The 13483-nt window shown below is 52.3% G+C and carries 15 protein-coding genes and 1 pseudogene; 11 read left to right on the forward strand and 5 right to left on the reverse strand.

What is annotated here, in order from left to right; all coding sequences use genetic code 11:
* Positions 1 to 89: 89 nt before the first annotated feature.
* The 5 genes from dokD to B8P98_RS08270 all read left to right on the forward strand — a co-directional run bounded on the left by dokD (position 90) and on the right by B8P98_RS08270 (position 6250).
* A complete protein-coding gene (gene dokD, locus B8P98_RS08250; protein WP_025713413.1) occupies positions 90 to 1487 on the forward strand; it encodes an ornithine/lysine decarboxylase DokD in 1398 nt (465 codons plus the stop codon).
* A 94-nt stretch (positions 1488 to 1581) separates the two neighbouring features.
* On the forward strand, positions 1582 to 3003 hold the full coding sequence (locus B8P98_RS08255; RefSeq protein ID WP_080896898.1) for an APC family permease: 1422 nt from the start codon (positions 1582 to 1584) through the stop codon (positions 3001 to 3003).
* Position 3004: 1 nt separating this feature from the next.
* A complete protein-coding gene (locus B8P98_RS08260; RefSeq protein ID WP_080924261.1) occupies positions 3005 to 4108 on the forward strand; it encodes an alanine/ornithine racemase family PLP-dependent enzyme in 1104 nt (367 codons plus the stop codon).
* A gap of 65 nt (positions 4109 to 4173) precedes the next feature.
* Positions 4174 to 5559: an amino acid permease gene (locus B8P98_RS08265; RefSeq protein WP_080924260.1), complete on the forward strand. Its 1386-nt coding sequence runs from the start codon at positions 4174 to 4176 to the stop codon at positions 5557 to 5559.
* 106 nt (positions 5560 to 5665) lie between these two features.
* Entirely contained in the window at positions 5666 to 6250 is a 585-nt protein-coding gene (locus tag B8P98_RS08270; protein ID WP_025714145.1) for a UbiX family flavin prenyltransferase, read from the forward strand.
* A 65-nt stretch (positions 6251 to 6315) separates the two neighbouring features.
* Here B8P98_RS08270 and B8P98_RS30760 read toward each other — a convergent pair whose 3' ends face one another.
* The gene (locus tag B8P98_RS30760; RefSeq protein ID WP_042929783.1) at positions 6316 to 6477 is read right to left on the reverse strand and encodes a hypothetical protein; all 162 of its coding nucleotides are present in this window, start codon (positions 6475 to 6477) and stop codon (positions 6316 to 6318) included.
* Positions 6478 to 6517: 40 nt separating this feature from the next.
* Here B8P98_RS30760 and argT point away from each other — a divergent pair, with 40 nt between their 5' ends.
* From argT to hisP, 5 genes are all read left to right on the forward strand, one after another.
* Positions 6518 to 7300, forward strand: coding sequence for a lysine/arginine/ornithine ABC transporter substrate-binding protein ArgT (gene argT / locus B8P98_RS08275; protein WP_025714144.1), 783 nt, complete (start codon positions 6518 to 6520; stop codon positions 7298 to 7300).
* Positions 7301 to 7570: 270 nt separating this feature from the next.
* Positions 7571 to 8353: a histidine ABC transporter substrate-binding protein HisJ gene (hisJ, locus tag B8P98_RS08280; protein ID WP_002913209.1), complete on the forward strand. Its 783-nt coding sequence runs from the start codon at positions 7571 to 7573 to the stop codon at positions 8351 to 8353.
* A gap of 66 nt (positions 8354 to 8419) precedes the next feature.
* Entirely contained in the window at positions 8420 to 9106 is a 687-nt protein-coding gene (locus B8P98_RS08285; protein WP_004201769.1) for a histidine ABC transporter permease HisQ, read from the forward strand.
* The gene (gene hisM, locus B8P98_RS08290; protein WP_025714142.1) at positions 9103 to 9819 is read left to right on the forward strand and encodes a histidine ABC transporter permease HisM; all 717 of its coding nucleotides are present in this window, start codon (positions 9103 to 9105) and stop codon (positions 9817 to 9819) included. The genes B8P98_RS08285 and hisM overlap by 4 nt, the downstream gene beginning before the upstream one ends.
* A 7-nt stretch (positions 9820 to 9826) precedes the next feature.
* The gene (gene hisP / locus B8P98_RS08295) at positions 9827 to 10600 is read left to right on the forward strand and encodes a histidine ABC transporter ATP-binding protein HisP (RefSeq protein ID WP_025714141.1); all 774 of its coding nucleotides are present in this window, start codon (positions 9827 to 9829) and stop codon (positions 10598 to 10600) included.
* 5 nt (positions 10601 to 10605) lie between these two features.
* Here the strand turns inward: hisP and B8P98_RS08300 are convergent, their stop codons facing one another.
* Positions 10606 to 11133: a GNAT family N-acetyltransferase gene (locus B8P98_RS08300; protein ID WP_080896900.1), complete on the reverse strand. Its 528-nt coding sequence runs from the start codon at positions 11131 to 11133 to the stop codon at positions 10606 to 10608.
* A gap of 123 nt (positions 11134 to 11256) precedes the next feature.
* Here B8P98_RS08300 and B8P98_RS30765 point away from each other — a divergent pair.
* A pseudogene (locus B8P98_RS30765) lies at positions 11257 to 11361 on the forward strand (hypothetical protein); the annotation flags it as partial.
* On the opposite strand, the gene B8P98_RS08305 reads toward B8P98_RS30765, so the two are convergent.
* The 3 genes from B8P98_RS08305 to yfcG form a co-directional block, all read right to left on the reverse strand.
* Positions 11344 to 12237 carry a TIGR01777 family oxidoreductase gene (locus tag B8P98_RS08305; protein WP_025714139.1) on the reverse strand — a complete coding sequence of 298 codons (894 nt, stop codon included), beginning with the start codon at positions 12235 to 12237 and terminating at the stop codon, positions 11344 to 11346. The pseudogene B8P98_RS30765 and the gene B8P98_RS08305 sit on opposite strands and share 18 nt — an antisense overlap.
* 18 nt (positions 12238 to 12255) lie before the next feature.
* Positions 12256 to 12618 carry a dihydroneopterin triphosphate 2'-epimerase gene (gene folX / locus B8P98_RS08310; RefSeq protein ID WP_025714138.1) on the reverse strand — a complete coding sequence of 121 codons (363 nt, stop codon included), beginning with the start codon at positions 12616 to 12618 and terminating at the stop codon, positions 12256 to 12258.
* Positions 12619 to 12683: 65 nt separating this feature from the next.
* Complete coding sequence (yfcG, locus tag B8P98_RS08315) at positions 12684 to 13313, reverse strand: GSH-dependent disulfide bond oxidoreductase (protein ID WP_080896901.1); 630 nt, start codon at positions 13311 to 13313, stop codon at positions 12684 to 12686.
* Positions 13314 to 13483: the final 170 nt, after the last annotated feature.

Below are 13483 nucleotides of genomic sequence, written 5' to 3' on the forward strand. Positions count from 1 at the left end.
GAATTTTAAAGATTAAAATATGGCATGCTTGTTGCTATTCCCATTATGAAAAGTGTGGTTTTTTTACAGAACAACAAGCAGAGGGTGTTATGACCGACTCCATTATCGAAAATTACAATCAATTACGTCGCAACGTTGTCGAGGCCGATCGACGCTTTCAGCAGAAGAACGGCCACCTGTGTTTTGAAGGTGTTGATCTCGATGCTTTAGCGCGTGAGTACCCGACGCCGTTTTATGTTTTCTCTGAGCCAGAAATTATTCGTAATATCAAGGAGATAGAGCAGGCATTTGCCGCACATAAAAATACGAAAACTTTTTTTGCATCAAAAACTTGTTCTGTCATGGGGGTACTGAAAGCCATTCGGGATGCAGGTATCTGCGCCGAAGCGAATTCGCAGTATGAAGTCCGTAAATGCCTTGAGATTGGTTTCCGTGGGGATCAGATCGTGTTCAACGGTGTGGTGAAGAAGCCCGCCGACCTGGAGTTTGCGATTGCCAACGATCTGTATTTAATCAACGTCGATAGCCTGTATGAACTTGACCATATCGATGCGATCTCTCGTAAGCTGAAGAAGGTGGCTAATGTTTGTGTGCGTGTAGAACCTAATGTGCCTTCAGCCACACATGCTGAACTCGTCACTGCTTTCCACGCTAAATCCGGTCTCGACCTTGAACAGGCAGAAGAGACCTGCCGTCGAATCCTGGAGATGCCTTATGTCCATCTGCGCGGATTGCATATGCACGTAGGTGATCAGGTACCTGAATCAGAACCGTTTGCGAAAGCCACAAAAGTTCTGGTGGACGAGTCTCGTCGTCTGGAAGAAGTGTTAGGCATTAAGTTTGATTTGATTAATGTGGGCGGCGGTATTCCAGTTCCTTATAAATACGATGAAGAAAACGGTGACCCACTTAAAGACAATATGTATGCCGGGATCACCGCGCAGGATTTCGCGGATGCGGTGATCCGCGAGGTGCATAAATGGCGTACTGACGTTGAAATCTGTATTGAGCCAGGACGCAAAGTCACTGGATCCGCTGCGGTATTGCTAACAGAAGTTGCCTGTGAAAAGCGTAAAACAAACTATGACCTTGATGGCAATGTGGAGTGTCACGTTGAATGGAAGTTTGTCGATGCGGGGTACAGCATTCTGTCCGATAGCCAGCATTTCGACTGGTTCTTCTATGTATACAATGCCTCCCGAATGACCGAGTCCCATGATGCATGGATCAAGCTTGCCGGCCCTCTGTGCGATGGTGGTGACTATTTCCATATGGGCGTTAAAGGCGAAGAATTCCTGATGCCGAAATCCACCGCGCCTGGCGATATTATCGCGTTTCTTGATGCCGGGGCTTATACCATTGAAAGCCAAACTGTCTATAACAACCGCCCGCGTTCTGCCGTGGTGATGATTGATAAAAATGGACAGGACCGTTTAATTCGCCGGGAAGATAGTTACGAAGATATGGTCAAGTACGACCTTTATTAAATCTGTGGTTTGGGCTTCAGATAATGACTGAAGCCTCTGGATAACGCGATTCTGCAGGGGCGGTCACGCCCCTGAGGGGTAACAGGAGATAGCCATGAGTAACAATAGTTCTGGCTTACTTGGTATTAAAGACATTGTTTTTATGAATGTCATTGCCATTCTTAGTTTGCGCCAAATACCCAACGTTGCGCCTTATGGGGCTTCTGCGATGTTATTATGGGTAATTGCCGCATTTTGTCTGTTCTTTCCTCTGGCAATGGTATGTGGCGAGCTGTCCACCGGCTGGCCGAAAGACGGTGGTATTTTTGTCTGGATTAAAGAGGCGTTTGGGAAACGTATCGCCTGGATTGTGGTGGTTTGTTTCCTGTTTTCATGTGTACTGTTTTTCCCGCTGATGCTGCAATTCGGTTTTACCGCTCTGGGATATATGATTGGTAATGGTCTGGCAGAGAATAAGGCATTCATCGGCATTGGTTCGGCAGTCATCTTCTGGCTACTGACGCTGATGAATATTCGCGGTATGGAATGGACGAAAATCATCAACAGCATCAGCGCCTGGTGTGGTGTGTTTATTCCTTCAGCGATTCTAATTGTTCTGGCGATTGTCTGGCTGCTCACCGGTCATCCGATGCAGACGAACTATGCGAGTGCATCGAACTGGGTGCCTGATCTTGGGCACTGGGATACCATTGTCTTCCTGTCCAGTATGATGTTCGCTTTTGCCGGTCTGGAGGTCGCACCGATGATCGCCGGGCGTACTCGTAACCCGCAGCGTGATTTTCCGCGGGCGATGGCTGTTTCTGCCGCCGTCATTGTCGGGATATATATGGTTGGCACCTGGGCGCTGAATACGCTATTACCAGCAGGGAAAACCGATATTGTTGCTGGTGTCATGCAGGCTATGCATGCTGCAGCCGATACTCTCCATATGCCATGGCTGATTCCGGTGATGGCTATCTGCATGTTTTTCGGCGCATTGGGCCAGATTAACTCATGGCTGGTTGGCCCTATCTACATGCTTCAGGAAGCTTCTCGTGAAGATAACCTGTTAGGCGATAAAATTGCGCAATTGCATCCGGTCTGGAAAACACCTGCTTTTGCGCTGATGGTTCAGGCGATTATTGTTACGGTATTGTGCTTCTCAACCTTTATCTCGCCAAGCGTTGCGGCGGCCTACTGGATGCTGACTGCGCTGACCACGATCACCTATTTTATCCCTTACCTGGTGATGTTCCCGGCGTTCTGGCGCCTGCGCAAAACACAGCCTGACACACCGCGAAGTTTCAAGATTCCGGGGAAAGTATTACCTGCCGTACTGCCTGCATTAGGTTTTATTTCTATCGCTTTTGCCGTTGTGTTGCTGTTTATTCCACCATCCCAAATCGATATGGGAGGGTATTTCCAGTATGCCGGCAAGATTATTGGCGGAGCATTGCTGGCCATTGTTGTCGCTGAATGGATTTACCATCGCGCTTTGAAACGCAATACACGTATGGGTATGGTGAAGGGGAAATAATATGTATATGCCAACGCTCAAAATAAATTTACGCAAACTTGAAGAAAATGCGCGTACTGAGAAAGCTTTGTTAGCCAGCAGCGGTATTGACGTTATGGCGGTCAATAAAGTCTTTGATGGCTGTGTGGAAACTGCACAGGCAGTTTTTGATGGCGGAATTCATGTTATTGCCGAATCACGGACTTATAACTTGAAAAAAATCCGGGAGATCGGTTGTACGACTTGTTTACTTCGTAGTCCTTGCCTGAGTGAAATTGAAGATGTCGTTCGCTATGCAGATATTAGTTTAAATAGCGAGCCAGCGGTGTTGCGCGCATTATCAGAAGAGGCTCGTCGCCAGGGAAAAACGCACCAGGTTTTACTGATGGTGGACATGGGCGATTTACGTGAGGGCATTTGGTTTAGTGAATATCAAAAAATTCTCGATACCATTATCCTTATCAAAACGTTGCCTTGTCTCGATCTGTATGGTCTTGGCACTAATTTCAACTGCTATGGCACCGTTCTGCCAACGGTAAAAAATGGCGAGGATTTCCTGGCTCTGGCTTCTCGACTGGAACGAGACAGCGGCTTGACGATTCGTCGCTTATCTGCGGGTAATTGTACCAGCTATCACCTGCTGGATAAGGGCATTTGGCCGAAAGGGCTGAACCATCTGCGCATTGGTGGGCTACATGAATTTGGTATCGAATATGTAGAGATGAAGTATCTCAATGAATTTCACCACTCCGGAAAACCTGTAGAGAAAGCGTGCTCGGATATGTATGTGCTGGAGGCCGAGATTATCGAGTTAAACAGCAAACCGACGGTTCCGGTCGGCGAGCTGGGAGTGGATGCATTTTTACAGAGCAAAACCTTTACTGATAACGGCATTCGTAAGCGCGCATTACTGGCATTTGGTCGCCAGGATGTCCCGTCTGATAACTGTGTGCCATGCCATGACAGTATCACCATTCTGGGTCAGACCAGCGATCATACCCTGGTGGATATCGAAGATTGCCCATTACCGCTGCAGGTGGGGGATGTGGTGAGCTTTGAGCTTGATTACACCGGGCTTTTGATGGCTTGCCAGACCAAAGGCGTTGCCATGCGATTTATTCGATAAGCAAAACGCTGCGGGTTTGACCCGCAGCGTAATTCTGACCCCCTATAAAAAAACAGGGAGGTATGATGAGTACCCTGCAAGAACCCCCTCTGACAGAGCAAACGGGTGGATTGCGCCGTAACTTAAAAAAGCGCCATTTACTGATGATGTCACTAGGCGGAACGATAGGAACGGGTTTATTTATCGGGATTGCCGAGCCCCTGTACAGCGTTGGGCCTGCTGGCACTCTTCTGGCTTATTTATTAGCCGGTGGGATAATGCTGGCGACGATGATGTGTCTTGGCGAATTATCGTGCGCGTTTCCTCACTCGGGCTCATTTCAGCATTATGCATTGATGTTTATTCCTCACCCGATATGGAGCTATACCATTGGGTGGCTGTACTGGTTTAGTTGGGTCTTTTCTCTGGCCGCCGATTTAACCGCTGCAGGTTTTATCGCCCACCATTATTTCCCCTCCATACCCGTCCATAACTTCTGTCTTTATATTCTCGTTGCGTTAACACTGCTTAATCTTTTTTCAGCGAAGAGTTTTGGTGAGTGTGAATACTGGCTATCGGCTATTAAAGTTTTTGCTATCGTGCTGTTTATTGCGGCGGGCGGTGTCATGATCTATTCGTTATCAGGCCATACCGGCTGGCACCCGACATTAAGAACGTCAGAGGGCTGGTTTCCTCATGGCGGCTGGCAAATTCTGGTTTGCATGACCATCGTTATCTATTCTTTTCAGGGTGTTGAACTGGTCGGAAATGCGGCTGGAGAAACCGAGTCGCCGCATTCTATTCTACCGAAAGTTATTCTTGGAATAGGTATTCGGATTATCTTATTTTATGGCCTGGCGATTGCTATTCTGGCGCTGGTTTATCCACGAGATCGACTCCCTGACGGGCAAAGTCCTTTTGTCTGGGTCTTTTCCCATGTGGGAATTCCAGGCGCGGATACCTTGATGACGTTGGTGATCTTTTCTGCAGCGGTGTCGGCTGCGAATTCGGCAATTTATGCCAGTTCGCGAATGTTGTGGTCGATGGCTGGCGATCATTTCGCACCGGCTCGTTTCAGCCGGGTAAGCCGCAATGGCGTCCCGGTGAATGCGATTTTGCTGACTACCGTTTTGGCAATGGTATCAATGCTTACCCGTTATATTTCAGCACAGCAGTTATATCTCTATTTGATCGCCAGCACCGGGCAGGTAGGGTGTCTGGCATGGATTGTGATTGGCTGGTGTCAGTATCGTTTCCGGCGCGCGGTGGACCGGGGCGAATATCCACGTAGCCTGCTGCGCTACCGCTCCCCCTTTTTCCCGTGGGTGGCGGTAATAGTGATAGTCACCAATATCGCCATCATCATCGGCACCTGGTTCAGTCAATCCGGGATGTTGATTATGCTGATAGAATTGTTATTTATGACCTGCATTATCGCGTCATGGTTTGTATTCAGGCCCATCCTGAAATAGGAACAGGTATCGGGTCTTTTGTACGTGTAGACCTTAACGCATCATGGTTGCGTCTGACAGAGTAATCCGGCAAAGTGGCCCCAATTATGGCAACAGGGTGGTCCTCGTGAAACGACTGATTATTGGCATTTCCGGCGCCAGCGGCGCCATCTATGGCGTGCGGATGCTGCAGGTGCTTCGGGATGTGCCGGATATTGAAACCCATCTTATCCTCAGCCAGGCGGCGCGACAGACGCTGGCCATGGAGACCGACTACTCCGTGCGCGACGTACAGGCGCTGGCCGATGTGGTCCACGACGCCCGCGATATCGCCGCCAGTATCTCTTCCGGTTCGTTTAAAACCGCCGGAATGGTGATTTTACCCTGCTCAATGAAAACGCTCTCTGGCATTGTCCATAGTTATACGGATGGCCTGCTGACGCGGGCCGCAGATGTGGTACTGAAGGAGCGGCGTCCGCTGGTGCTTTGCGTGCGGGAAACGCCGTTCCATCTCGGTCATCTGCGCCTGCTGGTGCAGGCCGCGGAGCTGGGGGCGGTGATTATGCCGCCGGTGCCGGCGTTCTACCACCGGCCGCAAAGCCTGGACGATGTCATCAATCAGACCGTCAACCGGGTGCTCGATCAGTTCGACATTAGCCTGGCAGAAGACTTGTTTACCCGCTGGCAAGGGAGTCCGGATTGCACTAAATAAGTGCATTGCCTGTACGCTCGCGCTGCGATGGTGCAAATTTGTCGTTCCGATCAAATCCTCGACATTTATTTTGTCTTTTTGCGCTCAGGCGCTGCGGTTTCGCCAGTAATGCTGGTATCTTCCCCTTTAAGACAATCCTGCAACTTAATTTTAACAAATTTAACCCTGTTCCCGGCACGCACCGGGAAGGTGGCACAAAAACTGCAGGATTGATCGGCAATCACCATAACAAGCAACGCACCACATCACGACACTTAAGGGTACTGTATGAAGAAGACGATTCTGGCTCTCTCTTTACTCGTGGGAATGAGCAGCACGGCTAGCGTGTTTGCTGCTCTGCCACAGAGCATTCGCATCGGCACTGACGCGACCTATGCGCCGTTTTCGTCGAAAGACGCAAAAGGGGACTTTGTTGGCTTTGATATCGATTTAGGCAATGAACTGTGCTCCCGTATTAAGGTGAAATGTACCTGGGTTGGCAGTGATTTTGACTCCCTGATCCCCTCCCTCAAGGCGAAGAAAATTGACGCCATCATCTCTTCTCTCTCCATCACCGAGAAACGCCAGCAAGAGATCGCCTTCTCTGACAAGCTTTATGCCGCCGACTCGCGCCTGATTGCTGCCAAAGGGTCGCCGATCCAGCCGACGCTGGAGGCGCTGAAAGGTAAGCATGTCGGCGTGCTGCAGGGTTCCACTCAGGAAGCCTATGCTAACGACCGCTGGCGCAGTCAGGGCGTTGACGTGGTGGCCTATCAGAACCAGGACCTGATCTATTCCGACCTCGCGGCTGGTCGTCTGGATGCGGCGCTGCAGGATGAAGTCGCGGCCAGCGAAGGCTTCCTGAAACAGCCTGCCGGAAAAGATTTCGCCTTTGCCGGCCCATCGGTGAAAGATAAAAAGTACTTTGGCGACGGCACCGGTATCGGTCTGCGTAAGGACGACGTCGAACTGAAAGCCGCGTTTGATAAAGCGCTGGGCGAGATGCGTAAAGACGGGACCTACGACAAAATGGCGAAGAAGTACTTCGATTTTAACGTATACGGCGACTAAGACTGCCGCAGGCCCGCACCGCACCGTGGCGTGGGCCTGCCGCCATGTTCGTATTATGCACTGAAAAGGTGCATCAAAGACGCTATGGATCATTTCAGTGCAAATGCAGCCGCTTTTTTGGCTAAAAAATGCATAGTTAAGCGTTTATGATGCAAAAAATCGGCTTTTCTGGTGCATAAATCTTTGCCCTCAAGGGGCGAATAATGGCACGATAACTGGCGTAAATAGTTCTAATAAACCCGTTAGAATGACAGTCTGTCGAGGATAGTTATGAAAAAACTGGCGTTGTCTCTCTCTTTAGCGCTGGCACTTTCCAGCGTTTCCACGGTCTTTGCCGCCATTCCGCAAAAAATTCGTATCGGCACCGATCCGACTTATGCCCCCTTTGAATCGAAGAATGCGCAGGGGGAATTGGTCGGTTTTGATATCGATCTGGCAAAAGAGCTGTGTAAGCGTATTAATACCCAATGTACCTTTGTGGAAAACCCGCTGGATGCGCTGATCCCTTCCTTAAAAGCGAAGAAAATCGACGCGATTATGTCTTCGCTGTCGATTACTGAAAAGCGCCAACAGGAAATCGCTTTCACCGACAAGCTGTACGCGGCGGATTCGCGTCTGGTAGTGAAAAAGGGTAGCCCGGTAACGCCGGATCTCGCCACCCTGAAAGGTAAGCGCGTGGGCGTGCTGCAGGGAACGACTCAGGAAACTTACGGTAACGAGCACTGGGCGCCGAAAGGTATTGAAATTGTCTCCTATCAGGGGCAGGACAATATCTATTCCGACCTGACCGCCGGGCGTATTGACGCCGCGTTCCAGGACGAGGTCGCGGCCAGCGAAGGGTTCCTGAAACAACCTATCGGTAAAGATTACCAGTTTGGCGGTCCGTCAATTAAAGATGAAAAACTGTTTGGCGTCGGCACCGGTATGGGGCTGCGTAAGGAAGATAACGAACTGCGTGAAGCGCTGAATAAGGCGTTTGCAGAGATGCGTAAGGACGGCACCTACGACAAGCTGGCAAAAAAATATTTCGATTTTAACGTATACGGCGAATAATTCTCACGCCTCACCATTGCGTGTGCGTTTCACACGCAATGGTGAATGACAGACAGGGTAGGCAGCATGCTGTATGGGTTTTCACAGGTTATTTTGCAGGGTGCGCTCGTCACTCTGGAGCTTGCGCTCAGCTCGGTCGTTCTCGCCGTTCTGATCGGGCTGGCAGGCGCTGGCGCAAAGCTATCGAGCAATCGTCCACTGGCGCTGGTGTTTGAAGGCTATACCACTCTGATCCGCGGCGTGCCCGATCTGGTGCTAATGCTGCTGATTTTCTACGGTCTGCAAATTGCGCTTAACAGCGTCACCGACGCGCTGGGAATGGCGCAGTTTGATATCGACCCGATGATCGCGGGGATTATTACCCTTGGCTTTATCTATGGCGCCTATTTTACGGAAACGTTCCGCGGCGCCTACCTTGCCGTACCAAAGGGACATATCGAAGCGGCTACCGCCTTTGGCTTTAGCGGCGGGCAAACGTTCCGGCGTATTCTGTTCCCGGCGATGATGCGCTACGCCCTGCCGGGGATCGGCAACAACTGGCAGGTTATCCTCAAGGCGACGGCGCTGGTCTCGCTGCTGGGGCTGGAAGATGTGGTCAAAGCCACGCAGCTGGCGGGGAAAAGCACCTGGCAGCCGTTCTACTTTGCTATCGTCTGCGGCCTGATTTATCTGGTGTTTACCACTCTTTCTAATGGCGTATTGCTGCTGCTCGAACGCCGCTATACCGTTGGCGTGAAGAGGGCTGACCTGTGATTGAAATTATTCAGGAGTACTGGAAATCACTGCTGTGGACCGATGGTTATCGCTTTACCGGCGTGGCGATTACCTTATGGCTGCTGATCGCCTCGGTGGTGATGGGCGGCATCCTGGCGGTGTTTCTGGCAATCGGCCGCGTCTCGAGCAATAAGTTTATCCAGTTTCCCATCTGGCTGTTCACGTACATATTTCGCGGTACGCCGCTGTATGTGCAGCTGCTGGTTTTCTACTCCGGCATGTACACCCTGGAAATTGTTAAAGGGACGGAACTGCTAAATGCCTTCTTCCGCAGTGGGCTTAACTGTACGGTGCTGGCGTTGACCCTCAACACCTGCGCCTATACCACCGAAATTTTCGCTGGCGCGATCCGCTCGGTTCCGGCAGGCGAAATTGAAGCGGCGCGGGCCTATGGCTTCTCTTCCGTCAAACTGTACCGTTGCATTATTCTGCCTTCCGCACTGCGTATTGCGCTGCCGGCCTACAGTAACGAAGTCATCCTGATGCTGCACTCCACTGCGCTGGCGTTTACCGCCACGGTGCCGGATCTGCTGAAAATCGCCCGCGATATCAACTCGGCGACCTATCAGCCCTTCACCGCCTTTGGCATCGCCGCAGTGCTCTATTTAATTATCTCGTATGTGCTGATTAGCTTGTTCCGTAAAGCGGAAAAGCGCTGGTTGCAGCATATCAAACCTTCTTCGACGCATTGAGAACGCCATGTCCGACAATAAATTAAACGTTATCGATCTGCATAAACGCTATGGGGAACATGAGGTGCTGAAGGGCGTTTCGCTGCAGGCGAAAGCCGGGGACGTTATCAGCATCATCGGCTCATCGGGCTCCGGAAAAAGTACTTTTTTGCGCTGCATTAACTTCCTGGAAAAACCGAGCGAAGGCACGATCGTCGTCAGCGGCCAGAATATTGGCCTGGTGCGGGATAAAGACGGCCAGCTAAAGGTGGCTGATAAGAACCAGTTGCGCCTGCTGCGCACCCGCCTGACCATGGTGTTCCAGCATTTCAATCTGTGGAGCCATATGACGGTGCTGGAGAACGTCATGGAGGCGCCGATTCAGGTGCTGGGCTTAAGCAAACAGGAAGCGCGCGAACGGGCGGTGAAATATCTGGCCAAGGTCGGGATTGACGAACGTCAGCAGGTGAAATACCCGGTGCATCTCTCTGGTGGCCAGCAGCAGCGTGTCTCGATTGCCCGCGCGCTGGCGATGGAGCCGGAAGTATTGCTGTTTGATGAACCGACTTCCGCGCTGGATCCCGAGCTGGTGGGCGAAGTGTTACGCATCATGCAGCAACTGGCCGAAGAGGGAAAAACCATGGTGGTGGTGACCCACGAAATGGGCTTTGCCCGCCACGTCTCTTCGCATGTCATTTTCCTGCATCAGGGGAAAATTGAAGAAGAAGGGCATCCGGATGCGTTGTTTGGCGCGCCAAAAAGCCCGCGTTTGCAGCAGTTTCTGAAAGGTTCGCTGAAATAAACGGTTCACCCGACGCCGGGAGGCGTCGGGTATACTTCCCGCTCCAGCCGATAGATCCAGTCATCGTAATCAACACCGTTCAGATGATAGGCTTTCTCCAGCACCTGGGTGCGCACAAAGCCTTGCTTCTCCAGCAGCCGCGATGAGCCATGATTTTCACCCAGCACCCAGGCATTGATGGCCTGCACCCCCAGGGTGCTGAAACCATAATTGCAGATTGCCCGCAGCGCTTCGCTGGCGTAGCCTTTACCCTGAGCCTGCGGCAGCAGCGCATAGCCGACGTCGGCTTCGTGCGGGTTTTTAGGACTGATGCGAAGCCCGATATCACCCAGCGCGACGCCGCGTTTATCACGTAAAACAAACACGCCAGGATCGGCACAGCGACTGACGAAGACGCTGCGCAGCGCCGCCTCGCTTAACACTTCCCCCATAAAACGCATCACCTGCGGATCCTGGCGCAGGCGCAGGAAAAACGGCCAGTCATCGGTAACAAAGCGGGTTAAGGTAAGGCGCGGTGTGGTTATTGTCGTCATAAAGCAGTCAATACGTAGAAAGGAAGGCCCACCTTACCACTTTGCTTCGCCAGGTTACACCGGCGATGGACCCAGGTGTTTCAGGTGTCCCTGTACCCGCTGGTTGCCAGGGATAGTGCGACGCTGCAGCGCCAGGTGGAGGCTATCCGGGCGTTGAGCATGAGCCATCAGAGTGGGATCAGGGGAGCCAATGCTCCCCCGTCTCAGCGATTAACTCAGCACATCCTTAAGCGCTTCGTCGAGATCGTACCAGCGAAAAGCGAACCCGGCGGCTTCCAGCCGTTTAGGCAGCGCGCGCTGGCCGCCAAGCACCAGAACGGCGGATTCCCCCATCAGCAGGCGGATAGCGGCGGCGGGAACGCGGAAAATGGCCGGTCGATTAAGCGCGTGACCCAGCGCGTGGGCGAACTGTTCGTTATGTACCGGATAGGGCGAAACCATATTAAACGGGCCGCGCAGATCGTTATCCAGCAGCCACAAAATACCGTTAACCATATCGTCGATATGGATCCAGGCCAGATACTGTCTGCCACTGCCGATTGGCCCGCCGAGGCCAAGTTTAAAGGCCGGGGTCATTTTACCGAGAATACCGCCCCGCGGGGCCAATACCACACCGGTACGCAGCAGGCAGACGCGGGTGCGCTCGCTTTGCGCTTCGCAGGCAATTTGCTCCCAGCGGGCGCACAGCTTATGGGTAAATTCATTGTGCGGTGGTTCTTCTTCGGTGACCACCACCTCGCCAAGGTCGCCATAATAGCCGGTGGCCGAGCCGCTGATCAGCACGGAAGGCGGGGTATCGCTGGCGCGGATCAGGCCTACCAGCCGCTGAGTGAGATCCCAGCGGCTATGGCATAAGCGCTGTTTCTGTTCGGCCGTCCAGCGTTTATCGGCGATGGGTTCGCCTGCCAGATTAATGACGGCATCAATATCATTGAGGTGGTGATGGCCCTCGAAATCACGCCACAGCGTGACGCGCGGATCGAGGCGCGCGCGTGCGGTATCCGGATGACGCGTGGAGACCGTGACGCTATGCCCAAGTTCCAGCAACCGGGGAATCAGATGTCGGCCAATCAGGCCAGTGCCACCCGTAAGCAGGATCTTCATACCACCTCCCTGACATGATTAGCGCCGCCAGCTCATGGTCATGGATACCGAGTCGGCATAGCGCAGCGCGTGAAGTTTATCGATCTCCACTTCAGCATATGTGACCCAGTGATGTTCGCATGCGATATTCAGCACATCCTGAGTTAATTTTTCCAGCAGTGAGAAACGGTTATTCTCCAGATGGCTGATGATGCGCTTGGTGATGGTGCGGTAGTTCAGCGCATCATTGATGTCTTCGCTATCGCGCGCCTTGTCGGCGGGGTAGTGAATCGCCACATTCACCACCACGTCCTGGCGGTTGGCGATCTCTTCCTCTTTAATACCAATAAAAGTACGCAGGCGCAGGTTCTTAATACGAATAATGGCGTCTGGTTGAGACATTGCAGGCTTCCTCCGTGGTGTTAGTCCCGCAATCATACAACAAAGCGCGACGGGCGAGCAGGGGGTTAATAAGACTGTATTTTTTGCATCGCTGCAATGGTTGCCGGCCGTTGTCGAATCCGCTCATACCAGTTGTGCACCGCCGGATAATTCGCCAGATCGATACGCTGGCGGACATGGTTATTCACCCACGGCCAGGCGGCGATATCGGCAATGCTGTAATGTTCCCCGCCAAGCCACGGGCTGGTTCCCAGGCGGTGATTCAGTACTCCGTACAGACGTTGGGTTTCCACCTGAAAGCGTTCAATAGCGTAGGGCACCGTTTGCGGCGCTGCGTGGGAAAAATGCTGATTTTGTCCCAGCATCGGTCCCAGCCCCCCCACCTGCCAGAACAACCACTGTAATGTGGCGTAGCGCGCCCGAAGCTCACCGCTCAGCAGCTTGCCGCTTTTTTCCGCCAGATAGAGCAGGATGGCGCCGGACTCGAAGACGCTCAACGGCGCGCCACCGTCAACTGGCATGTGGTCGACGATAGCCGGGATTTTGTTATTCGGCGATATCGCGAGAAACTGTGGATGGAACTGCTCTCCTTTGCTGATATCGACGCGGATCAGCCGATAGGCCAGCTGCGCCTCTTCGAGAAACAGGGTGATTTTGTGGCCGTTTGGGGTGGGTGTATAGTAGAGATCGATCATAATATTTCCCGCCGTCGTGGGTCGCAAACTGTTCGAGTATAGGTGAAGCTGCGCGACCCGGGAGAAAATCCGTGACAGCGCCTGCTTTCTGGTTATCGCCAACGGCTTACGCTGGAGAGCAGTGACATCCCCTGCCAGCCAGGCTATGTTGGCGTATTGCCTGTCTATCA

The sequence above is a fragment of the Klebsiella quasivariicola genome (assembly GCF_002269255.1).
In the GTDB taxonomy this organism is placed as follows: domain Bacteria; phylum Pseudomonadota; class Gammaproteobacteria; order Enterobacterales; family Enterobacteriaceae; genus Klebsiella; species Klebsiella quasivariicola.